The sequence below is a fragment of the Vibrio sp. V08_P9A1T1 genome (genome assembly GCF_963874405.1).
GTDB classification, from domain to species: domain Bacteria; phylum Pseudomonadota; class Gammaproteobacteria; order Enterobacterales; family Vibrionaceae; genus Vibrio; species Vibrio anguillarum.
In genome coordinates this window covers 1-26,108 of the sequence record NZ_CAWNIB010000177.1, presented here as the reverse complement: position 1 = coordinate 26,108, position 26,108 = coordinate 1, and the positions used below count along the sequence as shown (strand labels likewise).

General features: G+C 45.2%; 26 protein-coding genes and 2 pseudogenes. 13 read left to right on the top strand and 15 right to left on the bottom strand.

Going from position 1 to position 26,108, the window contains the following annotated elements:
- Nucleotides 1-245: 245 nt before the first annotated feature.
- The 5 genes from ychF to lolB all read right to left on the bottom strand — a co-directional run bounded on the left by ychF (nucleotide 246) and on the right by lolB (nucleotide 4,563).
- A complete protein-coding gene (gene ychF / locus AACT21_RS07920) occupies nucleotides 246-1,337 on the bottom strand; it encodes a redox-regulated ATPase YchF (RefSeq protein WP_013857965.1) in 1,092 nt (363 codons plus the stop codon).
- A gap of 10 nt (nucleotides 1,338-1,347) precedes the next feature.
- The gene (gene pth, locus AACT21_RS07915; protein WP_013856262.1) at nucleotides 1,348-1,938 is read right to left on the bottom strand and encodes an aminoacyl-tRNA hydrolase; all 591 of its coding nucleotides are present in this window, start codon (nucleotides 1,936-1,938) and stop codon (nucleotides 1,348-1,350) included.
- A 149-nt stretch (nucleotides 1,939-2,087) separates the two neighbouring features.
- A complete protein-coding gene (locus AACT21_RS07910; protein WP_010320509.1) occupies nucleotides 2,088-3,032 on the bottom strand; it encodes a ribose-phosphate pyrophosphokinase in 945 nt (314 codons plus the stop codon).
- Between the two features lie 29 nt (nucleotides 3,033-3,061).
- Nucleotides 3,062-3,934: a 4-(cytidine 5'-diphospho)-2-C-methyl-D-erythritol kinase gene (gene ispE, locus AACT21_RS07905; RefSeq protein WP_017048835.1), complete on the bottom strand. Its 873-nt coding sequence runs from the start codon at nucleotides 3,932-3,934 to the stop codon at nucleotides 3,062-3,064.
- Nucleotides 3,931-4,563, bottom strand: a complete 633-nt coding sequence (gene lolB / locus AACT21_RS07900) for a lipoprotein insertase outer membrane protein LolB (RefSeq protein WP_017045762.1) — start codon at nucleotides 4,561-4,563, stop codon at nucleotides 3,931-3,933. Before lolB ends, ispE begins: the two co-directional genes overlap by 4 nt.
- 161 nt (nucleotides 4,564-4,724) lie before the next feature.
- Here lolB and hemA point away from each other — a divergent pair, with 161 nt between their 5' ends.
- From hemA to ybaK, 8 genes are all read left to right on the top strand, one after another.
- Nucleotides 4,725-5,984, top strand: coding sequence for a glutamyl-tRNA reductase (gene hemA / locus AACT21_RS07895; protein WP_094164359.1), 1,260 nt, complete (start codon nucleotides 4,725-4,727; stop codon nucleotides 5,982-5,984).
- Nucleotides 5,985-6,014: 30 nt separating this feature from the next.
- Entirely contained in the window at nucleotides 6,015-7,103 is a 1,089-nt protein-coding gene (gene prfA, locus AACT21_RS07890; protein WP_013856266.1) for a peptide chain release factor 1, read from the top strand.
- A 4-nt stretch (nucleotides 7,104-7,107) separates the two neighbouring features.
- A complete protein-coding gene (gene prmC / locus AACT21_RS07885) occupies nucleotides 7,108-7,989 on the top strand; it encodes a peptide chain release factor N(5)-glutamine methyltransferase (protein WP_017045760.1) in 882 nt (293 codons plus the stop codon).
- On the top strand, nucleotides 7,974-8,357 hold the full coding sequence (locus AACT21_RS07880; RefSeq protein ID WP_017047864.1) for a SirB2 family protein: 384 nt from the start codon (nucleotides 7,974-7,976) through the stop codon (nucleotides 8,355-8,357). The genes prmC and AACT21_RS07880 overlap by 16 nt, the downstream gene beginning before the upstream one ends.
- 18 nt (nucleotides 8,358-8,375) lie before the next feature.
- Nucleotides 8,376-9,185: a SirB1 family protein gene (locus tag AACT21_RS07875; RefSeq protein ID WP_088732768.1), complete on the top strand. Its 810-nt coding sequence runs from the start codon at nucleotides 8,376-8,378 to the stop codon at nucleotides 9,183-9,185.
- Nucleotides 9,186-9,207: 22 nt separating this feature from the next.
- Nucleotides 9,208-10,059, top strand: a complete 852-nt coding sequence (gene kdsA, locus AACT21_RS07870) for a 3-deoxy-8-phosphooctulonate synthase (protein ID WP_026028071.1) — start codon at nucleotides 9,208-9,210, stop codon at nucleotides 10,057-10,059.
- A gap of 360 nt (nucleotides 10,060-10,419) precedes the next feature.
- The gene (ushA, locus tag AACT21_RS07865) at nucleotides 10,420-12,081 is read left to right on the top strand and encodes a bifunctional UDP-sugar hydrolase/5'-nucleotidase UshA (protein ID WP_094164358.1); all 1,662 of its coding nucleotides are present in this window, start codon (nucleotides 10,420-10,422) and stop codon (nucleotides 12,079-12,081) included.
- Nucleotides 12,082-12,187: 106 nt separating this feature from the next.
- Nucleotides 12,188-12,664: a Cys-tRNA(Pro) deacylase gene (ybaK, locus tag AACT21_RS07860; protein ID WP_026027304.1), complete on the top strand. Its 477-nt coding sequence runs from the start codon at nucleotides 12,188-12,190 to the stop codon at nucleotides 12,662-12,664.
- Between the two features lie 45 nt (nucleotides 12,665-12,709).
- Here ybaK and AACT21_RS07855 read toward each other — a convergent pair whose 3' ends face one another.
- On the bottom strand, nucleotides 12,710-13,969 hold the full coding sequence (locus tag AACT21_RS07855) for a uracil-xanthine permease family protein (protein WP_010320498.1): 1,260 nt from the start codon (nucleotides 13,967-13,969) through the stop codon (nucleotides 12,710-12,712).
- A 189-nt stretch (nucleotides 13,970-14,158) separates the two neighbouring features.
- Here AACT21_RS07855 and AACT21_RS07850 point away from each other — a divergent pair, with 189 nt between their 5' ends.
- Nucleotides 14,159-15,304, top strand: coding sequence for a DUF2066 domain-containing protein (locus tag AACT21_RS07850; RefSeq protein ID WP_176430229.1), 1,146 nt, complete (start codon nucleotides 14,159-14,161; stop codon nucleotides 15,302-15,304).
- Nucleotides 15,305-15,405: 101 nt separating this feature from the next.
- On the opposite strand, the gene AACT21_RS07845 is transcribed toward AACT21_RS07850, so the two are convergent.
- The 4 genes from AACT21_RS07845 to AACT21_RS07830 are packed head-to-tail and all read right to left on the bottom strand — an operon-like array spanning nucleotide 15,406 to nucleotide 18,240.
- Nucleotides 15,406-15,831, bottom strand: a complete 426-nt coding sequence (locus AACT21_RS07845; RefSeq protein ID WP_026027302.1) for a DUF2069 domain-containing protein — start codon at nucleotides 15,829-15,831, stop codon at nucleotides 15,406-15,408.
- 8 nt (nucleotides 15,832-15,839) lie between these two features.
- The gene (gene wrbA / locus AACT21_RS07840) at nucleotides 15,840-16,412 is read right to left on the bottom strand and encodes an NAD(P)H:quinone oxidoreductase (protein WP_017042769.1); all 573 of its coding nucleotides are present in this window, start codon (nucleotides 16,410-16,412) and stop codon (nucleotides 15,840-15,842) included.
- Nucleotides 16,409-16,759, bottom strand: a complete 351-nt coding sequence (arsC, locus tag AACT21_RS07835; RefSeq protein WP_094164356.1) for an arsenate reductase (glutaredoxin) — start codon at nucleotides 16,757-16,759, stop codon at nucleotides 16,409-16,411. Before arsC ends, wrbA begins: the two co-directional genes overlap by 4 nt.
- A gap of 23 nt (nucleotides 16,760-16,782) precedes the next feature.
- Nucleotides 16,783-18,240, bottom strand: coding sequence for a beta-barrel assembly-enhancing protease (locus tag AACT21_RS07830; protein WP_026029005.1), 1,458 nt, complete (start codon nucleotides 18,238-18,240; stop codon nucleotides 16,783-16,785).
- Nucleotides 18,241-18,434: 194 nt separating this feature from the next.
- Here AACT21_RS07830 and AACT21_RS07825 point away from each other — a divergent pair, with 194 nt between their 5' ends.
- From AACT21_RS07825 to AACT21_RS07815, 3 genes are all read left to right on the top strand, one after another.
- The gene (locus AACT21_RS07825; RefSeq protein WP_017042766.1) at nucleotides 18,435-18,662 is read left to right on the top strand and encodes a sulfurtransferase TusA family protein; all 228 of its coding nucleotides are present in this window, start codon (nucleotides 18,435-18,437) and stop codon (nucleotides 18,660-18,662) included.
- Entirely contained in the window at nucleotides 18,663-19,739 is a 1,077-nt protein-coding gene (locus AACT21_RS07820; RefSeq protein ID WP_094164355.1) for an AI-2E family transporter, read from the top strand.
- Between the two features lie 213 nt (nucleotides 19,740-19,952).
- Nucleotides 19,953-21,824 (top strand): methyl-accepting chemotaxis protein, encoded by a 1,872-nt coding sequence (locus tag AACT21_RS07815; RefSeq protein WP_094164354.1) that lies wholly within the window; start codon nucleotides 19,953-19,955, stop codon nucleotides 21,822-21,824.
- Nucleotides 21,825-21,905: 81 nt separating this feature from the next.
- Here AACT21_RS07815 and AACT21_RS07810 read toward each other — a convergent pair.
- Nucleotides 21,906-22,043 (bottom strand): annotated as a pseudogene (locus AACT21_RS07810) (thioredoxin-dependent thiol peroxidase); the annotation flags it as partial.
- Nucleotides 22,044-22,531: 488 nt separating this feature from the next.
- Here AACT21_RS07810 and AACT21_RS07805 point away from each other — a divergent pair.
- Nucleotides 22,532-23,002: an arsenate-mycothiol transferase ArsC gene (locus AACT21_RS07805; RefSeq protein WP_094129690.1), complete on the top strand. Its 471-nt coding sequence runs from the start codon at nucleotides 22,532-22,534 to the stop codon at nucleotides 23,000-23,002.
- Nucleotides 23,003-23,136: 134 nt separating this feature from the next.
- Here the strand turns inward: AACT21_RS07805 and arsJ are convergent, their stop codons facing one another.
- The 4 genes and pseudogenes from arsJ to AACT21_RS07785 all read right to left on the bottom strand — a co-directional run.
- Entirely contained in the window at nucleotides 23,137-24,363 is a 1,227-nt protein-coding gene (arsJ, locus tag AACT21_RS07800) for an organoarsenical effux MFS transporter ArsJ (RefSeq protein ID WP_176429049.1), read from the bottom strand.
- A gap of 49 nt (nucleotides 24,364-24,412) precedes the next feature.
- Nucleotides 24,413-24,910 carry a cyclin-dependent kinase inhibitor 3 family protein gene (locus AACT21_RS07795; RefSeq protein ID WP_094132670.1) on the bottom strand — a complete coding sequence of 166 codons (498 nt, stop codon included), beginning with the start codon at nucleotides 24,908-24,910 and terminating at the stop codon, nucleotides 24,413-24,415.
- 12 nt (nucleotides 24,911-24,922) lie between these two features.
- On the bottom strand, nucleotides 24,923-25,924 hold the full coding sequence (locus tag AACT21_RS07790; RefSeq protein WP_094132668.1) for an ArsJ-associated glyceraldehyde-3-phosphate dehydrogenase: 1,002 nt from the start codon (nucleotides 25,922-25,924) through the stop codon (nucleotides 24,923-24,925).
- Between the two features lie 21 nt (nucleotides 25,925-25,945).
- A pseudogene (locus tag AACT21_RS07785) lies at nucleotides 25,946-26,108 on the bottom strand (metalloregulator ArsR/SmtB family transcription factor); the annotation flags it as partial.

The window sequence follows — 26,108 nt, the reverse complement described above, 5'->3', positions numbered from 1 at the left end:
AACGGAGCGCATTATGCGGATATGGCTCTAGAGCGTCAATAGTTTTTTTGAATAAATTCTTTGAAACCAACCGTTCGAACTTTTTTTGAACAAAGAGACGTGTTTGTGATCAAAAACGGTTAATAAATCATTAAGCTTATTGATTTTTCCTTGCTTGTCGCTAAGGTTGATTTTGAGAAAAAAACAAAAAAGCCAACAGAATCTGTCGGCTTTAATGGTGTATTAATGGCGGATTAACGAGTTATTTACACGTTGAAGCGGAAGTGGATAACATCGCCATCTTTTACGATGTATTCTTTACCTTCCAAGCGCCATTTGCCCGCTTCTTTGGCTCCATTTTCGCCGCGATATTGAATGAAATCATCATAACCCACAACTTCAGCGCGAATGAAACCACGTTCAAAGTCGGTATGGATTTTACCCGCCGCTTGCGGAGCCGTCGCACCGACCGGAATCGTCCATGCACGCACTTCTTTTACGCCTGCGGTGAAGTAGGTTTGTAGCGTTAGCAGTTCGTAACCGGTACGAATCACGCGGTTTAGACCGGGTTCTTCAATGCCTAAATCGGCTAAAAACTCGGCGCGATCTTCTTCTTCAAGTTCAGATAGTTCAGCTTCAATGGCTGCGCAAACAGCAACCACAGAATTGTTCTCTTTTTCTGCAAACTCTCTGACAGCATCAAGGTACGGGTTATTTTCAAAGCCATCTTCGCTCACGTTGGCGATATACATGGTCGGTTTCAACGTTAAGAAGTTGAGATAATCTACGGCGGCTAGCTCTTCTTTTGAGAGTTCAACCGTGCGAGCCATACCACCTTCCGTTAATACAGGGAGTAGCTTCTCTAATACGGTGATTTCAAATTTAGCGTCTTTATCGCCACCTTTGGCACGTTTTGCTTGACGCTGAATGGCGCGTTCACAGCTATCAAGGTCGGCAAGGGCAAGCTCTAGATTGATTACTTCAATATCTTCAATTGGCGATACTTTGCCTGCTACGTGAACGATATTTTCGTTCTCGAAGCAGCGAACAACGTGACCAATCGCATCTGTTTCACGGATATTGGCAAGGAATTTGTTGCCTAAACCTTCACCTTTTGACGCGCCAGCCACTAGGCCTGCGATATCGACAAATTCCATTGTCGTCGGAAGGATACGTTGAGGGTTTACAATTTCTGCTAACGCATCGAGACGAAGGTCTGGAACAGGAACCACACCCGTGTTTGGTTCGATAGTGCAAAACGGGAAGTTTGCTGCTTCGATGCCCGCTTTAGTTAGTGCATTAAATAATGTTGATTTACCCACATTTGGTAAACCCACGATGCCACATTTAAAACCCATGACTGTAACCTTATTCAGCTTTGAACGTATGTAAGCGATTTTGTGCTTTAGTTAGACCATCTTTTAGTAAAATGTCGAAGCAACGAACCGATTCGTCAACTGCGGCATCTAGGCACTCTTGCTCTTTGGCGGGTGCTTTACCTAAAACATAGCCTGCTACTTTATCTTTGTGCCCCGGATGGCCGATACCAATCCGCAGGCGGTAGAATTCTTTGTTATTGCCGAGTTTGCTGATGGTGTCTTTAAGGCCATTATGACCGCCATGACCACCGCCCATTTTGAACTTAGCAACCCCGGGAGGTAAGTCTAGTTCATCATGTGCCACCATGATCTCTTCTGGTTTTATCTGGTAAAACTTGGCGATGGCCGCCACGGCTTTACCGGATAAATTCATAAAAGTTGTTGGGATCAATAAACGCAGATCTTCACCATTAACCACGATACGTCCGGTGAAACCGAAGAATTTGGCTTCGTTTTTCAAGGTGACGTTATGAACTCGGGCTAATTCTTCTACTACCCAAGCGCCGGCATTGTGCCTCGTTTTGGCGTATTCAGGACCAGGATTCGCTAGCCCGACAAGAAGTTTGATTGGTTGGCTCAAGGTTAGGATCTCTTTGCAATATCAAAAGCGCGGTATGATAGCACACAAAAGGGAAAGGGTGCGAGGCGCTAAAATAACAAAGGAAAAAGCACCTCATTTTTCAATGAAGTGCTTTAAAAGCATTTAAAAATCAGTAAATAAACTGAGTTTTAATTAAACATGGCAGAAATAGACTCTTCGTTGCTAATGCGACGAATCGCTTCAGCAAGCATGCTAGACAAGGTTAATTGTGTCACTTTGCCGGTTGCCGCCATCTCTTTAGATAGGGTGATCGAGTCTGTGACGATAACTTGGTCTAGTACTGAGTTTTTGATATTTTTCGCTGCGTTACCTGAGAATACCGCGTGCGTTGCGTAAGCAAACACACGTTTTGCACCACGTTCTTTCAACGCTTCAGCGGCTTTACACAAAGTGCCGCCAGTGTCGATCATGTCATCCACGATCACACAATCGCGACCATCAACATCGCCAATCAGGTTCATAACTTCAGACACGTTGGCGCGTGGACGACGTTTATCAACGATTGCGATGTCGATATCACCTAATGCTTTTGCAGTCGCACGAGCACGAACCACGCCACCAAGGTCAGGTGAAACCACAACAGGATCTTCTAACCCACGCGCTTTCATATCTTCAAGCAACACCGGCGTACCAAAGATGTTATCTACTGGGACGTCAAAGAAGCCTTGGATTTGTTCTGCGTGAAGGTCGATGGTCAAAACGCGGTCAACACCAACGTTTGAAAGGAAATCTGCAACAACTTTTGCAGTGATCGGTACACGAGCAGAGCGCACTCGGCGGTCTTGACGGGCATAACCAAAATATGGGATGACAGCAGTAATACGGCCTGCTGAAGCACGGCGCATTGCATCAATCATCACTACTAATTCCATTAAGTTGTCATTAGTAGGAGCACAAGTAGATTGAATAATAAATACATCGCTACCACGAACATTTTCGTTGATTTGCACTGCAACTTCACCGTCGGAGAAACGAGAAACAGTAGCATCACCAAGAGAGATGTATAGACGTTCAGCAATACGTTGGGCTAGTTCAGGTGTGGCGTTACCAGCAAATAGCTTCATATCAGGCACGGTGGAAACCTCAGGGTTGCGTCCAGTTTTTAAATAGGTCGGGTGTTGGCGAATTGGTATTCAGCCAGAGTCTTTTTCAGTGGCGAAATGTTACACCCTAAGGCGACAAACGCGAAGACTGTGTCAGGGAGCTTGGCAAGGACAGCTTCCGCTTCTACTTTGCTAGAAAATTCGGCAAAAACGCAAGATCCCGTCCCAGTCAATCTTGACGGCGCGTATTGTAGCAGCCATGAAAGTTGCTTATCAACCTCTGGGTACAGCATTCGGACAATTTTTTCGCAATCGTTTTCGTAAGGGTGTTCGAGAAGCGTTGCTAGCGCTCGTTTTGGCGTGTTCCTTATCAATTTGGGATGAGTGAAAATATCTTTCGTTGCAATGCTCACATTAGGCCGAACCACCAAATACCATTTTTGCTTTGGTTCGGTTTGGGTCAGTTTTTCACCTACGCCTTCAGCAAATGCGGCAAAGCCATGGACAAAAACGGGAACATCCGCCCCGAGTGTTAAACCGAGCGTAGCGAGTTCTTGCTGTGATAAATTGGTTTGCCATAAGTAGTTCAGTGCAACAAGCACGGTTGCAGCATTGGAAGAGCCGCCACCGATGCCACCGCCCATTGGCAAAACTTTATTTAATTCAATGCTCGCGCCATAGCGGCATCCACTTGCCTTTTGTAAGGCGATGGCCGCTTTCCAAATCAAGTTGTCTTGTAGCGCAACGCCAGCAATGGCTGGTGTGAGAGTTATTTCGCCAGACTGATTGGCGGTAATGGTTAACTCATCACCAAAATCGAGAAATTGAAACAGTGTCTGTAATTCATGATACCCGTCGGCTCTTTGCCCGGTGATGTACAGAAACAGGTTGAGCTTAGCGGGTGATGGCCAGTGGGTTGGGGTACAAATCATGGCGTTAGGGTCCACTTTGAAATGACGAGGTTTAATGAAACTTGATCTTGAGTCAGCTTCAGTTTGGCCGGAAGTGGCACTGAAGTGGAAGAAGCGGATGTTGAGACGAAGGGATAAGCTTGGTAGTTCAAATATTCCAAGTGCCAGCGGCTAAGCCCTAGCTGTTTATCTAACGATGCCAACAAATTATTTTGATTCAATTGAAAACCATCCGCCTCGGTTGGCAGCCCAAGCAGCCAATCTTGTAGCTGCTCAATGGGGATCGATAACCCAGTTAACTCGTAAACTAAAGCATCCGCATTCTGCGCATCGATAATTTGATCATCATATGTTTTGACCTGGGCGCCCTGAGGCGAGATGGAGAGATTTAAAACGGTCTGCCCTAAAAATGTTGAGAGACGAAGCTGGCTATGGTCGGCGTTTTTTTGCCAATGAAAATTGAGGGATTGGCGCTGTTGTGGTGATATATAGCCGAGTTTTCCGCTGGCTTGGTACTCGCGGATCGTTTGCAATTGCTGTTGGTGTTGCTGCCAGCCGACGCTCTCGACCCTTGTTGAGGGTAAGTTTGTGCAACCAAAGAGTGTTAGCAGAGTGAGGAGAGTTAAAATCAGTCTATTTGCGCGTGTCATATCTGCCCATTATTTACACAGTGAAGGCCGTAAAAACGCCTCACTATATCATTGATATCACGAAGTCGGGAAAACAAATCCCTGTTGCCCTTTCATTAAAACAGGGCATCAAGTAAAATTCTGCTCCTATTTACATTTCCTGAACCGAGAAACCTCTATAGATGTCCTTGCTTGCTATTGGAATAAATCACAATACAGCGTCGGTAGAACTGCGAGAGAAAGTGGCGTTTGGTCCTGATAAATTATCAGAAGCCTTGCGACAACTTGCGTCCAGTTCCAGCGTTCAAGGTAGCGTTATTGTCTCTACCTGTAATCGCACGGAAATTTATTGTGATGTAAAATCATCGAGCAAAAGTAAGTTAATCGATTGGTTGTCTCAGTTCCATCATGTGAATCCTGAAGATCTTAAGCCGAGTTTGTATGTACACGAAGAACAAGCTGCTATTCGTCATTTGATGCGAGTGGCTTGTGGTCTGGATTCACTGGTATTGGGTGAGCCGCAGATTTTAGGGCAGGTGAAGCAAGCCTATGCGGATGCTCGCGAGCATAACGCGGCTGATTCAGCGATTGAAAAACTGTTTCAAAAAGCTTTCTCGGTGGCCAAACGTGTGCGCACCGAAACCGAAATAGGCGGCAGTGCGGTATCTGTGGCTTATGCTGCTTGTACGTTGGCAAAGCAGATCTTTGAATCACTCTCTGATTCAACGGTAATGTTGGTTGGGGCGGGTGAAACCATCGAACTGGTTGCGAAGCATTTAGCTAGCCATCGATGTAAACGCATGATAGTCGCCAACCGAACCCGCGAGCGAGCGATGGGGCTTGCACAGCAGTTTAACGCTGAAGTGATTGCACTCAATGAGATACCTGACTATCTCGCTCACGCGGATATCGTCATCAGTTCAACCGCCAGCCCACTGCCGATTATTGGCAAAGGGATGGTAGAAAGTGCGATTAAAGTGCGCCGCCATCAACCCATGTTACTTATTGATATTGCCGTGCCTCGTGATATTGAATCGCAGGTCGGGGATTTAAACGATGCCTATCTGTATACGGTTGATGATCTTCAGTCGATTGTAGACAGCAATATGGAACAGCGTAAAGTTGAAGCCATTCAAGCTGAAGCGATTGTCAGTGAAGAGAGCGCAGCCTTTATGAGCTGGATGCGTTCCTTGCAAGCGGTAGACAGCATCCGAGAATACCGTCAATCGGCCAACGAAATTCGTCAAGAATTGCTCAGTAAAAGCTTGCAGGCACTGGCTGCAGGGGGCGATCCTGAAAAAGTGTTACTTGAGTTAAGTAACAAACTCACCAATCGATTGATCCACACACCAACCCGAGCATTGCAAAGCGCTGCAGAGTTAGGTGAACCGGCTAAATTGGCCGTGATTAGACAAAGTTTGGGTCTTGACGACCCTCGATAATATCCGTTACTCCGAATTAAAGAAGAAACTATGAAAGCGTCGATTTTAGTTAAGCTTGAATCCCTTGTTGAGCGTTACGAAGAGGTTCAGCGCCTGCTTGGCGAGCCTACCGTAATTAGTGATCAAAACAAATTCCGTACTTTGTCAAAAGAGTACTCTCAGCTTGAGGAAGTCACTAAATGCTTCCAAGCTTACCAACAAGCGCAAGAGGATTTGGTTGCCGCAGAAGAGATGACCAAAGAAGAAGACGCCGAGATGCGTGAGATGGCTCAAGAGGAAATCAAAATAGCCAAAGCGACGATTGAACGTCTTACTGATGAATTGCAAATTCTGCTGCTACCAAAAGATCCGAACGATGATCGCAACTGCTTCTTAGAAATTCGTGCAGGGGCGGGCGGTGATGAGGCGGGTATTTTTGCTGGCGATCTGTTCCGTATGTACAGCCGTTATGCTGAGAAGATGAGCTGGCGTATCGAAATTATGTCCGCTAGCTATGCTGAGCATGGCGGCTATAAAGAAGTGATTGCTAAAGTGAGTGGTGATGGCGCTTACGGTGTGCTTAAGTTTGAATCAGGCGGTCACCGCGTACAGCGTGTTCCGGCCACGGAATCTCAAGGTCGTGTGCATACTTCCGCTTGTACCGTCGCGATCATGCCCGAAATTCCTGAAGCCGAAATTCCAGAAATTAAAGCTAGCGATCTGAAAATTGATACTTTCCGCTCATCGGGCGCGGGTGGTCAGCACGTAAACACCACCGACTCTGCGATCCGTATTACCCACTTACCAACAGGCACGGTAGTTGAGTGTCAGGACGAGCGTTCACAGCACAAAAACAAAGCCAAAGCGATGGCCGTATTGGCCGCTCGTATTGCACAAGCGGAAGAAGCGAAGCGCGCAGCCGAAGTGTCCGATACTCGTCGTAACCTACTGGGTTCTGGTGATCGTAGCGACCGTATTCGCACTTACAACTACCCGCAAGGTCGTGTTTCCGATCATCGTATTAACTTAACCATCTATCGTCTTAATGAAGTGATGGAAGGGGATCTGCAAAGCTTGATTGATCCAATCATTCAAGAATATCAAGCAGACCAACTTGCCGCTCTTGCCGATCAACACTGATCCCATGACGTTATCTCGTATTGATGATGCGTTGAAAGCCGCGATTGCTCAACTCCAAGAAGGCGGCAGTGATTCGCCTTCTGTGGATGCAGCGGTGCTGCTTTGCCATGTACTGGATAAACCACGTTCTTATCTGCTGACTTGGCCTGAAAAGACCTTAAGCGAAACGCAGTCGCGGCAATTTTGCTCGTTGATTACGCGTCGAGTGACGGGGGAGCCTGTGGCCTATTTGGTTGGGGAACGTGAGTTTTGGTCGCTGCCACTGAAAGTTTCGCCTTCGACATTAATTCCTCGGCCGGATACTGAACGCTTGGTTGAAATTGCGTTAGAAAAAAGCCAGCAGACGCAAGGGGATATTTTGGACTTAGGCACAGGAACTGGCGCGATAGCATTAGCGTTAGCGTCTGAGTTACCTGAACGTCATGTGGTCGGTATCGATTTACGCCCTGAAGCGCAAGCCTTAGCGTTGGAAAACGCGCAGCGTTTAACTATTACCAATGTCACATTTTTACAAGGTAGTTGGTTTGAACCTTTAAAGCTCGGTACAAAGTTTGCTTTAATTGTCTCCAATCCACCGTATATTGAAGAAAATGATCCCCATCTCACGCAGGGGGATGTACGTTTTGAGCCTTTAAGTGCGCTGGTGGCCAAAGACAAAGGCTTGGCTGACATTAAACACATTGCAGAGAATGCGCGACACTATTTGCAGCAACAAGGCTGGCTGCTGTTTGAACATGGTTATGATCAAGGGGCGGCAGTCAGAGCGTTATTTGAGTCACTCGGCTATCACCATGTAGTGACAGAAAAGGATTATGCGGGTAATGACCGAGTGACACTGGGTCAATATTCGCACTCAGAAGAGAGAGCATCATGTACGAAGGATTAAAACATTTTCATCTACTGACCATTGCGGTCAGTGCACTATTGTTGTCGGTACGTTATGCCTTGATGATGATGGATTCCAAATGGCTGCAACACCCTTTTTTGAAACGTTTTCCTCATATTAACGATTCGCTGTTGTTGTTATCGGGTATTGCGTTGATTGTGATGTCTGGTTTTATCCCATTTACCCCAGCCGCACCTTGGTTAACTGAGAAGCTGACCTGTGTGATGGCGTACATTGCGCTGGGCTTCTTTGCGCTCAAACTGGGTAGGAATAAGCTGTTGCGTACCTTTGCTTTTTTGGGCGCATTAGGTTGGCTTGCTATGGCGGGAAAAATCGCCATCGTAAAAACGGCTATGTTTTTAGGCTAACAGCATCCGAGCGGCATTATGTTTGAATGGTTCGATGAAGATTTTGATGCAATGGAATTGGTGGAAGGGGCGCTGATCTTAAACAAGGCCGTCAATCCTGAAACTGAGGATGAATGGGCACGCCAAGAGTTGGCCCGTTTGCTTACACAAGCAAAACACGAGTTAGCTAATGAACAGGATGAAAAACAGCGTTTCGAAGCGTTGTTGCATCTGTTTTACCAACAATGGGGTTTTCGCGGTGACAGAGAGGCTTATTTTGATTCACGTAATGCCTTCATCGATAAAGTGTTGCAGCACCGCAAAGGTATTCCCGTCAGTTTAGGTGCGCTGTTGCTCTATTTTGCGCGCAAGCTAGGCTTTCCTTTACAAGGTATTACCTTTCCCACACAGTTTTTATTGCAGTTGCATTGGTGCGATGAATCACCGATTTATATTAACCCTTTTACTGGTGAAATCGTCTCATTACATATACTGCAAGCGTGGTTAGTTGGGCATAAAGGGGTCTTGTCTAAGCTGAAATCGAGTCATTTGGAAGTGACAGATAATCCGACGGTGATCGGTCGTTGGCTGGCACTACTAAAGAGCGCACTATTAAGAGAAGAGCGTTATACCTTAGCGCTGCGTTGTACTGATTTAGCGCTGACTTTTGTTCCTGATGATCCGTATGAGATCCGCGATCGCGGCTTTATCTATCAGCAACTGGATTGTCACCAAATTGCCTTATCCGATTATCAATACTTTATTGATCATTGTCCGAATGATCCGGCGGCTGAGTTATTAAAAAATCAAGTTAATGCATTAAGCTTTGAAGCTATTACGCTGCATTAACCGCTAAATGAGAGAGAATAAAATGGAACAAAAAATCGTCCACGTGGGTGATATTCCCGTCGCTAACGACAAACCGTTTACTCTGTTTGCTGGAATGAACGTCCTTGAATCCCGTGATTTAGCGATGCAAATCTGTGAGCATTACGTGAAAGTGACCGATAAACTCGGCATCCCTTATGTGTTTAAAGCTTCTTTTGATAAAGCAAACCGTAGCTCTGTTCACTCTTATCGTGGCCCCGGCTTGGAAGAGGGAATGAAAATTTTCCAAGAGTTAAAAGAGACCTTTGGGGTCAAAATCATCACTGACGTGCACACAGAAGCTCAAGCTCAGCCTGTGTCTGAGGTGGTTGATGTGATTCAACTGCCAGCGTTTCTTGCTCGTCAAACTGACCTTGTCGAAGCGATGGCGAAAACAGGTGCAGTGATCAACGTGAAAAAACCACAATTTATGAGCCCTGGCCAAGTGGGCAATATCGTGGAAAAATTTGCAGAGTGCGGCAACGACAAAGTGATTTTGTGTGAACGTGGTGCTTGCCATGGCTATGATAATCTAGTCGTTGATATGTTGGGTTTTGGTGTGATGAAAAAAGTATCAAACGGCAGCCCAATTATTTTTGATGTGACCCATTCACTGCAAATGCGCGACCCTTCTGGCGCAGCTTCTGGTGGGCGTCGTGAACAGACAGTTGAGTTAGCAAAATCAGGTCTTGCTGCCGGGATTGCGGGCCTTTTTATTGAAGCGCATCCAAACCCAGATAAAGCGCGTTGCGATGGTCCATCGGCACTGCCTTTGGATAAACTTGAACCTTTCCTTGCACAAATGAAAGCGTTAGATGATTTGATCAAGAGTTTTGCTCATATCGATATCCGCTGATTTTTTGTTGGATCTACCACTCATAATTTGGCCACCGTAAGGTGGTCAAATTTTATCGAATGTTTCCCAAACCTGTTTATCTTGTCTAAGTGCTCACTTTTCCTTATTTTTTCGTGTTTAGGAAAGAAAACGATTGCCTGTGATCCATTAAAATTTCACGTGTAACCTGTGGCAACCGTTACATTTTTGAATTGATTTTATAGTGATCAATTCTACATAAATATGAAATCAATCTGTCACCTTTGAGATGTTAATTTAAACTGGGTCAAGTTTATTGGTATGGCTTGATTTTGTGTTTGCAACGTTGACCATGACCTCCCCCTCACAAGCAGTGGATTTTTCAAGTTCAAAGGTATGATAATGAAACAACGTCTTATTCTAAAAACAGCGCTCAGCGCGGCCATTCTTACAGCCCTTGTGGGTTGCGCAACTCAACCCACTCATGAGTGGAAAGAAGATACGACTTATAAACTCACCGTGTTACACACTAATGACCACCACGGTCGTTTCTGGCAAAACAAATATGGCGAGTATGGTATGGCGGCACGTAAAACGCTGATCGACGATCTTCGCTCTGATATTGAAGCTGAAGGCGGCAGCGTACTGCTTCTTTCTGGTGGCGATATAAATACCGGAGTTCCTGAATCTGATCTGCAAGATGCAGAGCCTGATTTTAAAGGCATGAGCAAGATTGGTTATGATGCGATGGCGTTAGGTAACCATGAATTCGATAACCCGCTCGAGGTGCTGTTTAAGCAAAAAGAGTGGGCGAATTTCCCAATGCTGTCGGCCAACATTTACGATAAAGCGACCGGAAAACGTCTATTCCAAGCCTACCAAATGTTTGATAAACAGGGCGTAAAAATAGCGGTTATCGGTTTAACGACTGAAGATACCGCTAAAATCGGCAACCCTGAATACATTGATGGTATTGAGTTTAGAGATCCAAAAGAAGAAGCGAAAAAACTGATCGCAGAAATTGAAAAAACGGAAAAGCCGGACCTTATTTTTGCCGTTACCCACATGGGCCATTATGAAAATGGTCAACGTGGTGTGAATGCACCGGGTGATGTTGCGCTTGCACGATACTTGGATGAAGGTTCTCTCGATATGATCGTCGGCGGCCACTCTCAAGAGCCTGTCTGCATGGAAGGCCCTAACGTGGTGAAGAAAAACTTCCATCCGGGAGATGAATGTAAGCCTGATATGCAAAACGGTACTTACATAGTGCAAGCGCATGAATGGGGTAAGTATGTTGGCCGTGCGGATTACGAATTCCGTAATGGTCAACTGAACATGGTGAGCTACAACCTGATCCCTGTAAACCTGAAGAAAAAGGTGAACGTGAATGGCGAGAGTAAGCGCGTACTGATTCAAGATCAAATCGCTGAAGATTCAGAAATGCTTAGCTTCTTGCGTCCATATCAAGAGCAAGGTCAAGCGAAACTGAATGTAGTCATTGCACAAAGTAATGGTAAGTTAGAAGGGGATCGCAACGTTGTGCGTTTCCAACAAACCAATTTAGGTCGTTTGATTGCACTTTCTCATATGGAACGCGCAAAAGCCGACTTTGCGGTGATGAATTCTGGCGGCGTGCGTGATTCGATTGATGCAGGAAAAATCACTTATAAAGATGTGCTCAAAGTACAACCTTTTGCCAATATTCTCACTTATACCGATATGACCGGGGCTGAAGTGTTGGATTACCTCAATGAAGTGGCGACCAAACCTGTTGATTCTGGCGCTTATGTACAATTCGCGGGGATTTCGATGACAGTGGCCAATGGTAAGGTATCGAACGTCTTTATTGGTGATAAGCAGCTCCGTTTGGACGAAACGTATCGCTTCACCGTGCCTAGCTACAATGCAGCAGGTGGTGATGGTTATCCAAAAATCTCCGATCATCCAGGTTATGTGAATACGGGGTTTGTGGACGCGGAAGTATTGAAAGATTACCTCGAAGCACACAGTCCAATTGATGTGAACCAATATGCGCCAGCGGGCGAAATTGTCTATAAGTGATAGCGCGATAAAGAGTTTGACTCATTGTGAGCAATCATTTTAACTAAAGGCGGTGCTTAGGCATCGCTTTTTTATTGGCACTAACGGTTACTTTGAGATAAGCACGATGACACCTGCGATTGATTTGGCGAAAAAGAAAAAAATTCCTCACACTCTCCATCAATATCAACATGATCCTAATCACAGCAGTTATGGTTTAGAAGCGGCTGAGGTTTTGGGACAAGATCCGAAAAAAGTGTTTAAAACACTGCTGTTTTGCTTAAATGGCGAGCCGAAAAATCTCGCTGTCGCGATTATTCCTGTTGATCAAAAATTAAACTTAAAGCGTGCGGCCAAAGCGGCTAAGTCGAAAAAAGCGGAAATGGCTAATCCAGACATAGCGCAAAAAACCACGGGTTATGTGGTTGGTGGTATTAGCCCACTTGGGCAGAAAAAAGCACTACCGACCTTCATTCATCTCAGCGCAGAAGATCAATCGACTATCTGTGTCAGTGCAGGTAAGCGCGGTTTAGAGATTGAATTGGCACCGAGCGATCTTGCGTTATTAACGCGAGGTGAGTTTGTTGAATTGTGTCAAGAATAGAGAATGAAAATCCGGCCTTGAGTGAGGCCGGATTGACTGGCAAAATTAGTTCTTCAGTTTGATCTCTTCTTCCATTTGGGCGTTATCCACCACATGGTTTTCTCCTAAGTCATTAGGAAGGATCAAGTTTAGAATAATGGCTACGATACCGCATAAGCTGACACCTTGTAGGCTAAACTCTCCGATACCAAAGGCCATGCCGCCGATACCAAACACTAATGTCACTGCCACAATCACTAAGTTACGAGACTTGTGAAGATCGACATGATTTTTAATCAGTGTGTTTAGGCCAACCGTTGCAATTGAACCGAACAGCAAAATCATAATGCCGCCCATTACGGGAATTGGAATGGTTTGTAGTAGCGCGCCCAGCTTACCAACCAATGCTAATACAATCGCGGTGATCGCAGCCCAAGTCATGATTACTGGATTAAAGGCTTTCGTCAGCATTACGGCACCCGTCACTTCGCTGTACGTAGTGTTTGGTGGCGCACCCAGCATCGAGGCTGCGATGGTGGCAACACCGTCACCCGCAATGGTGCGATGTAGCCCAGGTTTCTTGATGTAATCTTTTCCAGTGACGTTTGAGATCGCGAGCATATCGCCCACGTGTTCGACTGCCGGAGCAATTGCAACCGGGATCATGAACAAGATCGCGTTGATGTTGAACTCAGGGAAAGTGAAGTTCGGCATTGACAGCCAAGCCGCTTGCGTAACAGGAGTAAAATCCACTACACCAAAATAGAGGCCCAAAAGATAGCCTGCAAAAATACCGCCGCAGATCGGCAACAGTTTGAGAAAACCTTTGGCAAAAACGCTAATCGTGATGGTGGTTAACAGTGAAACGCAAGAGATCCACATCGCTACATCTGAGCTAATCAGTTGTACCGAACCATCTCCAGTTTTACCTAGCGCCATGTTTACAGCAACAGGCGCAAGGCCTAAGCCAATCACCATGATCACCGGGCCAACGACTACAGGAGGTAAAATTTTGTGGATGATTTCTACGCCACGGACTTTGATGATCGCTCCCAGTAGTATGTAGACAAAACCAGCGGCCACTAAACCGCCCATCGTCGAGGCAACGCCCCAAGTTTGGATGCCAAACATAATCGGTGCAATAAAGGCAAAGGAAGAAGCAAGAAAGATGGGGACAGAGCGGCGAGTAATAAGTTGGAATAAAAGGGTACCGACACCGGCGCCAAATAGTGCAACGTTAGGATCAAGCCCAGTTAACAGCGGGACAAGAACCAGCGCACCAAATGCGACGAAGAGCATCTGTGCGCCTTGGATGGCATTTTTCATCATGATTTCCCTGAAGCAAAATAAAAATTCGCGGGATTCTATCACTTTTGCAAACGATTGCCATTGAAACTAGATCAAATAAAGTCACAAATGTTGATGAAATTATCACCGAACTCTGCCGTGGATTCCTTGCCGCGGACCGGATAGTTGCTTATCATCGACGTTCACAAAACAGATCATAGGAACAGTATGCGCTATTTAGCTATGTTGGTGATGAGCTTACTCACTCTCCCTGCTTATGCCTTAACCAAGGTCGACTTATACCATACCGAAGTCGTGATTGATCAACAGCAAGACAATGCCGACGCGAATGCTCGTATCAAAGGGATGAGCGAAGTGATTGTTCGAGCTTCGGGTGATAGGAATGCGGTGGACAATGAGGTGATTAAAAAAGCCTTAAGGCAGAATTCGCAATATTTAGCGCAAATCAGTTATGGTCAAAATGGGGCGCAATCTTCGATTGTTATGGGGTTTAGCGCACCGCATATCCGCACATTATTAACTCAAGCTCAATTACCATTTTGGCCTGAAAACCGAGCTAATGTTTTAGTCTGGTTGATTGAAGAGTCAGGTTATGACCGCAGTATCGCTTGGGAACATTCTGACACGAGTACGTTAAAACAGCTTAAAGGCGCGACTCAAACTCGCGGTTTGCCTATCACAGTGCCTGTGGGTGATTTTGATGATATTACCGGTGTGGAAGTCTCGGATTTGTGGGGCGGTTTCGTGCAGCCTATCAGCATGGCTAGCCAACGTTATCCAACCGATGCGGTATTGGTGGTCAGAGTGCAAAGTAATGGTGTGCGTTGGAGTTTGTATGATCAACCCGCCGCTCAAATGACACAAGCCACGAAAGCGCCACTGTCTGGTCAAGCGTCTGGTGACGATGCCATTGAACAAATGGTCGATCAATTGAGTGATTACTATGCAAGAAAGAGCTCGGTTATCGTGGCCAGTGAATCCTCTTCTTCGCTGCTTGCTCGTTTTAGCCCGATTGATGATGCAATGGATTTCTTTACCTTGGAGAATAAGTTGAAGCGCTTAAGCTCTGTTGCTTCTTTGGACATTCTCAAGATTCAAGGTGAGGAAATCACTTTCGAAGTGCATTTGTTGGCTTCAGAGTCCGAGTTTGAGCAAGAAGTGCTACGCATGGGCAAAGTCGCTAAAATTGACGACCCACAGCCAGAGAGTGTGCCAACACAGCTTACCCCAGCAGCAGAGGTTGATGATTCTGCTGTGGAGTCAGGCTCTTTGCAAGTCACACCTGAACCGTCATTATCTCAGGCCATCACTGAACCAGTGAAGCGAGTGCTCTCTTTTGAGTGGCAAGCGTAAAGTACTCAGTCACCCCTTGAACAAATGCTGAGATAATCAAAAAGAGCCCATCAGGGCTCTTTTTGCATGAGAAGAATAGGCAATCCTGTCATGGATTGACTCTATGGTTGATTATCGTGGGTAAAATTGGCTTTCTCTTGCTTTTCGACTTCAGATAGACGCTTGAGTTTCAGTCCGAGCTCTTTACCGCGATGGCGAGCATACAAGGTATTACCGACAAAAGCGGCAAATGTCAGTAGCAGTTCCACTACCGCTAACCAGCGCTCCCCTCCATCAACATAAATCAGCGTCAATGCGTGTAGAAAGTAGAGCATTAAAACAAAGTTGGCCCAGGCGTGAGTGTAGGGTTTTCCGGCCAAAATTCCCGGTAATGGTAAAAGCAGTGGGATAACCCATGCAATGGCCAATGCAACATGATTAAGATGAGGGTGAGGAGAGAGCGAGAATTGCCATAAAACCACCCATATAATTAGGGATAAGTTACTCAGTAAAGCTAGCCATCGGTACTGCTTGGTGCTTGGCATCATTTCTGCCGTCATAATCTGTCCTTTAATCGGCTGGCTAGCATTGCCAGCCGTTTTCCTAAATTTTTAGCCAGTTCACTTTCGTGCGTAGTGAGTTGTGGCGAGTGTGTTGCGACATGGCTTGCACCATATGGCGTGCCTCCAGAGGTTGTGGTATGCAGTGCAGGCTCTGAATAAGGGATGCCAACGATTAACATGCCATGATGCATCAGTGGCAGCATCATACTCTGTTGCGTACTCTCTTGGCCGCCATGCAAAGAGGATGAAGAAGTAAACACGCAAGCGGGTTTATCAATTAATGCGCCGCTAATCCATAAAGGGGTCGTTTGGTCCCAAAAGTGCTTCAGTGGCGCGGCCATATTGCCAAACCAGACTGGGCTGCCAAAAGCCAAACCATCACATTGCTTTAACTCATCCAGAGTCAGGTAGGGATCGGTCGTTTGCTCTGCATGATTGTCTAGCGCCGGAACGGTGCGCAAGAGCGCTGTCGCGCCTTGTGCTTCAATTCCGCGTGCGATTTGTCGTGCCAGTGCTTGCGTTGAACCGTGCCTACTGTAATAAAGTACGACGACTTTAATACTCATAAAATCTCAAGTACTTGCTCTGGTGGACGGCCGTGGCGCGCTTTACCATTGGCGACAACAATGGGACGCTCAATCAACTTAGGGTGCGCGGCCATGGCTGAAAATAGTTGATCATCAGTAAGTGCATCATCACTTAGGCCAAGTTCTTTATAGAGATCTTCTTTGGTGCGCATCATATCACGAACCTGATGTAGCCCGAGTTGAGCGTACAAGGTTTTCAACTGTTCGATGGTTGGCGCTTGGTCTAAATATTTGATGATCTGTGGCTTTAACTGGCGGTCTTCCAGCAGTGCCAGAGTTTCACGACTTTTTGAGCATTTAGGGTTGTGATAAATCACGACTGACATAACTTCTCCTCGTTGTATTGTGATTATTGGAGTGATAAGAATCGGTCTCGTTGCACCATCAATTGGTCAATGCGTGCATCGTAGCGAGCTTGTTCTAAGCTGCCAAGTTCGGCGAGTTGACTTGCTTGAGTGTAATATTGAATTGCTTTATTCCAATTGGCTTTGAGCGCTAGAAGCTCCGCCCGCGCAGCAAGATCTTCTTGGCTATTGCCAATGCCGATATTCGCTTCTGATAGCAAATGCCAGCCGTTGGTATCATTAGGGTTGTCATGGGTGTAGCGCTGCAATACCCGAATGGCATCAGACAATTTATCTTGTTTTAACAAGCTGTTGGCGTAGTTAATTGTTAAGGTTGGATTGTTCGGTTTCTGTTTAAGCGCCTTTTCGAGCAAGGTTTGGGCTTTGGCCGCTTGATTTAGAGCGATATCGAGATCGGCCATCGCATCAAGATAGAAATTGTTTGTTGGGTCTTGTGCAACCAGCTTTGATAAAATCGCCTCTGATTTATCAAATTGCTTGCTATCGAGATAAACCAAGGCTTTGCCATATTGAAAGGCTGGCGCGAGAGCCGCACTCTCTTTTTTCTCCGCACGCTTAAACCAATCAAGAGCGGCTTCATTATCAATCCCAGCATAGCGAGCAACAATTCGCGAGCGTGCTAAATGGTAATCCAATGAAGGTTGAAGGCGCATAGGCGGGTAGTGTTGGGCGCGCTCACGGCTGTCGGTAATACGATCTTCTGGCAGCGGATGGGTTAGTAACATCGGTGGCGGTTTACTAGCGTAACGATATTCATCAGCGAGGCGGCCAAAAAACCTTGGCATGGCTTGCGCATCAAACCCCGCTTTGGCTAGCGTTGCAATACCAAATCGGTCAGCCTCTTTTTCATTACTGCGCGTATAGTTTATTTGGCTTTGCATACTGCCTGCGGTGGTGGCGGTAATGGCGGCAATGCCCACTTCAGGTGCCGCAATGGCCAGTAACAAAGATCCCGCCAATGCGGCGATTGTTGCTGGTGAGCGTCTGGCTTGGTCTTCCATACTGCGTGCTAAATGGCGCTGCGTGACGTGGGCAATTTCGTGCGAAAGAACCGAAGCGAGTTCGCTTTCTGTTTGTGCATGCAAAAACAACCCAGAGTGCAACGCAACATAACCGCCAAAGAAGGCAAACGCATTGATATTGCGATCGCGGATCATAAAAAAGGTGAACGGCGTTTTTACATCGTTGGCATTGGCAACCAATTTATGCCCTAGGCTATCGATGTACTCATTTATCACCGGATCATTGACGATAGGCTGGCTGTTACGCAGCATGCGCATATAAGCATCACCATAAATAAGCTCTTGATCAATCGTCAAGGTCGAACCTGCTACTGTCCCAATGTCCGGTAGCTCTATGGTGTCGGCATAGCTCAAGGAAGGGGCGTTTATCGCCACAGTAATACAGAGGCAAAGTAAGGATCGAGCGCGTTTAAACTTCATATTTGTCAGTGATATTCCGTGATCTTCTTGTCTGTATGACATTGAATGTGTGAATTGGTTTCCAACTCAAAATAACGGCCAAAAATTGTAGAGAGAGAAGAGTAAGCCAGCCGGTGTTTGAGTATCGATAAACACTGGCATGCCAGTCAAAACTCGATACAATGGCAGGCCTATATTAAGCATTGAGCAGAAGAATGGAACCAAATATTCTGGATTTACGCCAGCAGCGTTGTCCGATGGCTTTATTACTTGCGAAGCGTCACACTGTTCAATTGGTTTTGGGTGAGGTATTAGACATTTGGCTTAACGACGTCAGCTCAGGACAGGATATAGAAAAATATTTGTCTGCTCATGGCTTTCGTTGCCAGTGGAACACGTCACCCGGCTATTTTTGGCTAAAAGTAATTAAGGAACTCGATTAAATGTTTGAAATGGTAACTCGTTGGTATCAAAGACGCTTTTCTGATCCTCATGCCGTTAGTCTGGTTGCTATTCTGTTTTTTGGTTTTGTAACGATATATTTCTTCGGCCATTTGATTGCGCCGCTGCTTGTGGCCATTGTGCTGGCGTATTTACTTGAGTGGCCAGTAATGCAATTGCGCCGTTTTGGGCTTCCTAGGTCCGTTTCCGTAATTTTGGTGATTTTGCTGTTTGTCGGTTTGATGCTGCTGGCTATCTTTGGTTTAGTACCAACCATTTGGAAACAGGTTGGTAATTTAATCAATGACATTCCTAACATGTATGCAGGGTTGCAAAGCTTCATTTTGAGTATTCCTGAACGTTACCCTGAACTCGATAACTTACAGATTGTTGAGTCGGTGATAAGCAATGCGAAGAACCAGGCTTTAGGTATGGGGGAAAGTGTCGTTAAAGGGTCACTTGCTTCTCTTGTGAGTTTGGCCACCTTGGGTGTCTATCTCATTTTAGTGCCGTTGCTGGTCTTCTTTTTATTGAAAGATAAGAATGAAATGCTGCGAATGACCAGTGGGTTATTGCCACGCAACCGTAAACTCGCGGCTAAAGTATGGCAAGAGATGAACCAACAAATCTCAAACTACATCCGTGGAAAAGTGTTAGAAATACTGATTGTTGGTAGTATCAGTTACGTCACTTTCGCCATTCTTGATTTACGTTATTCGGTGTTGCTTGCTGTGGCTGTAGGTCTATCGGTTTTGATCCCTTATATTGGCGCGGTCGCTGTGACGGTGCCAGTTGCCATCGTCGGTCTCTTCCAATGGGGCATGACTCCACCATTTTACACATTATTAATTGCTTATGGCATCATCCAAGCTTTGGATGGCAACGTATTGGTTCCCGTTCTATTTTCTGAAGCCGTTAATCTACATCCCGTTGCTATCATTGTCGCGGTGTTAGTCTTTGGTGGGCTATGGGGGTTTTGGGGCGTATTTTTTGCAATTCCTCTTGCCACTCTAGTAAAAGCAGTATGGCATGCTTTGCCCAGCACTGATGAACCTGTTGTTGAGGCTGAATCACCCTAAAATCACTGAATTATAAATAAAAAATAGAGAGTAAACAGAATCTCTAAGGAAGCCTAAACCGTAATCGTTTTAGGCTTTTTTTTGCCAAATAGTAAATATTGATTAGACTGAACTAAGTGGATGTGTAAAAAAGCTATAGATTTTTTGTAACTTGGCGATAACTAACTATAACCACAAAAATGATAATTAATTTGGCATCAATGAGGGATACTTATGAAGTTTAGCCAAAAAATAGTTGCAGCTTCTTCTGCACTTCTGCTTGTTACCGTCTCGCTTATTTCCATTCAGCAACTGAGCATTGTTCGCTCGGAAATAGAATCCCTAGTTACAAAAAGTCTGAATGAAATGGAAGCAGGGGTTAAAAACACCATTGTTTCTGAAATGGAAAGCAAAAAATCCTTAGCTCAGTCAATGACTGAGGTGATTGAGCTTGATCCGCTCAACCGGGATTACGTTAAAAACATTCTTGAAAAACCGAAGTTGAAAAAAAGCTTTTTAGCCATAGGGTTAGGGTATGAATCCGATGGTAAAGTGGTGGAGAATGATGACGGTTGGGAGCCAAGCGCCGATTACGACCCTCGCAAGCGCCCTTGGTTTGTGGATGCTAAAGCATCGAAAAAACTTATCGTTACAGCGCCGTATGTCGATATTTCTACCAAAAATGTGATCATTTCTATTGGTACGCCTATTTACGATCAAGGTCGATTCTCTGGTGCCATGTTCTACGATATGGAATTGACGGGTTTAGCTGAATTGGTGAACTCTATTAATTTATTCGATGCGGGTTACCTCTTTATTGTTTCAGGTGACGGAGCGACGATTGCTCACCCTGATACCAAAAATAATGGTGAGAAGTTATCGACTTATTTACCGCAAGTGACTCTGAAAGAGGGGGACCAACAGATTGAAATTGATGGTACCCGTTATCTCGTCAGCTTCACTCATATTCCAAGTGAGAACTGGTACATCGGTGCGATTGTTGATGAATCCATCGCCTTCAATGCGATTGGCGTGTTACGCAATAGCTCTATTATCTATACGTTAATTGGGCTTGTGTTGAGTGTGATTGGCTTGACGCTACTGATTAAAGTGTTAATGCGTCCATTAGGTGTGCTCAATGAAGCGATTCAAGATGTCGCCTCAGGGCAGGGGGATTTAACCAAACGCTTGGATACCAATACGGACCAAGAGTTTGCTCAACTCGCAGCAGGGTTTAATACCTTTACTGAGACGCTGCAAAAGCAGATCACGCAATCAAAAGCGATTGGTGAAGAGATCATGCGTGGCACAGAGCTCACGGTGCAAGGTGCTCATGAGTCAGCAGAAGCGATGCGCACTCAGTTACAAGAGTTAGAGCAACTAGCCACTGCAATGCACGAAATGGCAGTGACATCGACAGAAGTTGCCAATAATGCGCAAGGTGCAGCAGCAGCGGCGAAAGAAGCCGATGAAGCAACGCAAGATGGTTCCAGTGTGGTCAGTGAAACGACATTGTCGATCGACAATTTATCGGCCCGCATTGACCAAGCGGTGGAAGAGGTGAAAGGCCTAGAGTCCGCGACGGCAAATATTGAAACTATTTTGAAAGTGATTAATGACATTGCTGATCAAACTAACTTGCTTGCCTTAAACGCGGCGATTGAAGCGGCTCGAGCGGGTGAATCTGGCCGTGGTTTTGCCGTTGTTGCTGATGAAGTGCGTACACTAGCTCAGCGCACTCAGCAATCGACTACCGAAATTCGCAGTATGATTGAGCAATTACAAGCAGGAGCGAGTTCCGTCTCTTCCGCTATGAATGAAAGTAAAACGACGGCTGTTGATGCGGTAAATAAAGCGAAAACGGCAAATTCGGCACTGAACCGTATTCGTGATGCGATACAAGTGATTTCGGACATGAATATCCAAATTGCATCTGCGGCAGAAGAGCAAAGCCTTGTGGCTGAAGAGATCAACACCAATACAGTGAAGATTAAAGATTTGTCGACGCAAGTGGCACAATCTGCTGAAGAAGCCAATATCGCAATGCAGGTTCAAACGGAAAACGTTCGTGAGCAAGATGCTCTGCTCAATAAGTTCATTGTGTAATTACACATCAACTTTTTATTAGCCGTGTTACAAAAATGCCAGTATTAAGAACTGGCATTTTTTATTTCGGTCGAGTTTTGATTATTGGGCGTTTAGATAATCAAGTACCACTTCATGGTGATCTTTGGTTTTGAATTTATCAAAAACCTGTTCAATGATACCTTGCTCGTTAATTAAAAAGCTAACCCGGTGTAGGCCATCATAAACTTTGCCCATGAAAACGCACCCTTGGAAATATGCTAAGACATAAATTTTGACGATTCTTAATAAAGTCTATCTTTAACAATGAGTTAAGTTAATAAATTTCTTGTTTAAACCCTAATTATAGCAGTTGTCATATTTTTTTGTAAATTGGGCTATTTTTGACGCTTTTCGAAGCGGGAACTTGTCATAAAAAGTTTAGGCGATTTTATAAGATGAAGCTGATTTTCATTGCGACAGAATCGCTCGGTGATCACACACATGACTCTGAGCCTGTAACTCATTTGTGGACAGAACTGTTTTATACTTCCTGCTAATTTACTGAACCATCAATTATCTAAAGTATGGCAAAATTTATTGCGCAATATTGATTGATAGTGCAGACGACTCGCTTTCTCTGCGTATTTCCATGAGTTAGCTCATGCCTATTTTCAATAGTCAACAAACTGTAATGAAAGCATGATAAATGTCGAATTTAGTAATCCTAAACATCTACAGGGCAATTGATGAAAATATTATTTGTGTGCAAACATAATGCAAGCAGAAGCATTTTGGCTGAAGCAATTGCAAAAAAATACCTGCCTGAAAATTTCCAAATCGCAAGTGGTGGTAGCCATCCTAAGGGTCAGATCAATCCTCGTATTGCACAATACCTTGAAATGCATGGCTTTGATGCCTCTGAGTTTCACAGTACGTCATGGGAAGAAAGGCTTAGCTTCCATCCAGATCTAATAATTACTGTGTGTGACACAATGCACAATGAAACTTGCCCAAACTGGTTATCTGCTGGTATTCGTGTTGCTTGGGATCTTGAGCCATTGCCTAATGATGAAGCTTCAGTCTCCGAATTTAACAAGCAGTGCGATAAAGTATACTCCTCTCTAAAACGAAGAATTGGAGCTCTTGCAAACATCGATTTTCAAAATCTCGATTCTGAAGAAATAAAACAGCATGTGCTCGATCTGAAATCAATGTAGATAAGTGTATACGTAACGAACTGATACTACTTCATTAACGTTTTTTACAGCTCTCGCTTATTCGATGACTTGAGGTTAAAAAATAATGCCAGCAATCGTAGCTGGCATTGGTGAACAAATCTGCTTAGTTTTATTTATTGCTGAGCCAGTTTTTGATTTGTACCTATAGGCAGCCAAAACGAAATAATGGTCGTTAATGCTAAGAAGGCAAAGGATACCCATAGACAGGCTGAGAACCCCCACATTTGGAACACCCATCCAGATAGAATCGTCCCTATCAAGCGCCCCATTGCGTTTGCCATGTAGTAGAAACCGACGTCCAGAGACACACCATCGCCCTTGGCATAGCTGACAATTAAGTATGAGTGCAGTGATGAGTTCACAGCAAACACAGCACCAAAAATCATCAATCCAACGACAATAACCACTTCTGGGTGCCATTGCTGCTGAACACTGTAAGCAATTACGCCAGTCACTATAGACAATACCAACGCCCACACTATCGCGGCTTTACCATCTGGAGTATACCCCGATTTACTGCCTGTTATCTTTGGTGCAATTCCTTGAATGATTCCGTAACCGATCACCCAAATAGCCAGGAATCCACCTACGGCGCTATGATCCCATCCAAACACAGATCCCAGATAGATAGGCAGTGCAATCACAAACCAAACATCACGCGCACCAAACAGGAACATACGAGCAGCGGATAGAATGTTTACGCTGCTAGATTTGGAAAAAATTTCAGAGAACTTAGGTTTATTTTTCGCTTTGCCCAGGTCGGATTTAAGGCTAATCACACTGCCGATAAAGACCAGTAAAAGAACACCAGCCATCGCAGCTACCGCATATTGGAAGCCAATCATCGATAACAACGCACCACCTAAGAAAAATCCTGCACCTTTTAGCGCGTTTTTAGAGCCTGTAAGTATGGCGATCCACTTATACAATGCTCCTTGCGCATTCTCTGGCACTAAGGTTTTGATGGAGCTTTTCGCACTCATTTTGTTTAGGTCTTTGGCAATACCTGACAAGGCTTGTGCCGCCATGACCCATGGAATCGAGAGCCAACTTGCAGGGACAGCCAGCATTGACAGAGCGATGATTTGCACTCCCAAACCGATATTCATCGTTCGGTTCAACCCAAGACGAGCACCTAGCCAGCCACCGATGAGGTTAGTGACGACGCCAAAGAATTCATAAAAAAGAAACAGGGAGGCGATCTCTAAGGTTGAATACCCCAAATCATAAAAATAGAGCACCACCAACATGCGTAATGCGCCATCGGTAACAGTGAAGTTCCAATAGTTAAATGTGACCAACATGTACTGGCGGACATTTTGGTTGAGTTTAGACAACATATTCACTCTCTTTAAAAAAAGAGCCGCCTAAGGCAGCTCTTCAAGGCTTCTATTGATTAGCAAATTGGTGGATGTACTCAACTTGTACATCTTTGGTAAATGCGCCAGGTCTTAACGACTGGACATGGGTGATGATTTCTTGCAGCTCCCAACCTTTCTCTAGCAAAAGATGGGCAGCAAGCAAACCTGTCCGTCCCGATCCCCCCATGCAATGCATCGCTATCTTTTCGCCATGTTCTATAGCTTTGTGTAGCGAAGGGGATATATGTTTCCAGCGAGCCTGAAAATCTTCACCTGGAGCACAGTCATCTTCTATCGGTGTGTGAAACCATTGCAAACCTGCTTTTTCGACAATATTAGGCAGATCGCCAACGCCTTTTTCTTGCATCTCATGAGTGCTCAGTGCCGTAACAACGATGGTTACACCTTGAGACTTTAGTTGATCAATACTGTCACTCAGCGACGCTTCTTTAGTGCCAGGACAAGGAGTCAGTATTAACGCTGCGTTATTGTCTTCAACAGGCAGTTCCCACGTAGGATGTGTCATTGGTTTGATTCCTTATGCTAGGCCGACTTTACGAACAAGTTCTGCGGTACGTGTTGCGTAACCCATTTCGTTGTCATACCACGCATAGATTTTCACCATACGCTTGCCAACAACCATAGTCGAAAGCGCATCGACAATCGTTGAACGTTGGTCGCTTTTGTAATCAATAGAAACAAGAGGGCGCTCTTCGAAACCAAGTATGCCTTTCAGCTCATTCTGCGACGCTTCTTTAAGTAAATCGTTCACCTCTTCAGCCGTGGTGTCACGCTTAACATCAAAAATAATATCGGTTAATGAGGCGTTAGCTAACGGCACACGCACTGCATGACCATCAATTTTTCCTTTAAGTTCAGGAAAAATTTCGATAATCGCTTTCGCAGAACCTGTGGTCGTTGGGATCAAACTCATACCACAAGCACGCGCACGGCGAAGGTCTTTATGCGGTGCATCCAAAATGGTTTGCGTGTTGGTCAAGTCGTGAATGGTCGTAAACGATGAGTGTTCAATACCAAGTTGCTCGTGAATCACTTTGACGATAGGCGCAATGCAGTTGGTAGTACAAGACGCAGCGGTCACAATCTGGTGTTTCTCTGGATCAAAAATGTGATCGTTCACACCAACCACAATGTTAGCAATCCCATCTTCTTTGACTGGCGCGGAAACAACCACGCGTTTAACACCTTGCGCTAAATACTGATTCAAAAACTCAGATTTGCGGTGTTTGCCTGTTGCTTCGATGACCACATCACAACCAGACCAATCGACATCACTGATCGCTTTTTGTTGTGAGGTACGAATAACCTGACCGTTGGCAATGATCGCATTACCGTCGCTTGTCACTTCATGATGCCAACGGCCTTGTATTGAATCAAATTCGAGCAAATGAGCCAAGGTCGCCGCGTCACCCGCAACATCGTTAATCTGGATAAATTCGATCTCAGGCCAATCAAATGAGGCTCTTAATGCTAAACGACCAATACGACCAAACCCGTTAATTCCGACTTTAATAGACATTTTTATTTCCTTTTATCCATTCTAAACACAGCATTCTGGGCGAGATTTCATCTCTGCCAGCCTTTGCATATCCTGTTGGTATTCTTGTTTCAGGCAGTTGGACTCCACCAGCCCTTGAATTTGTTTTCTCATCCATCCGGGCAGTTGGTCCGAGAGCCGATAAAACACCCATTGCCCTTGCCTT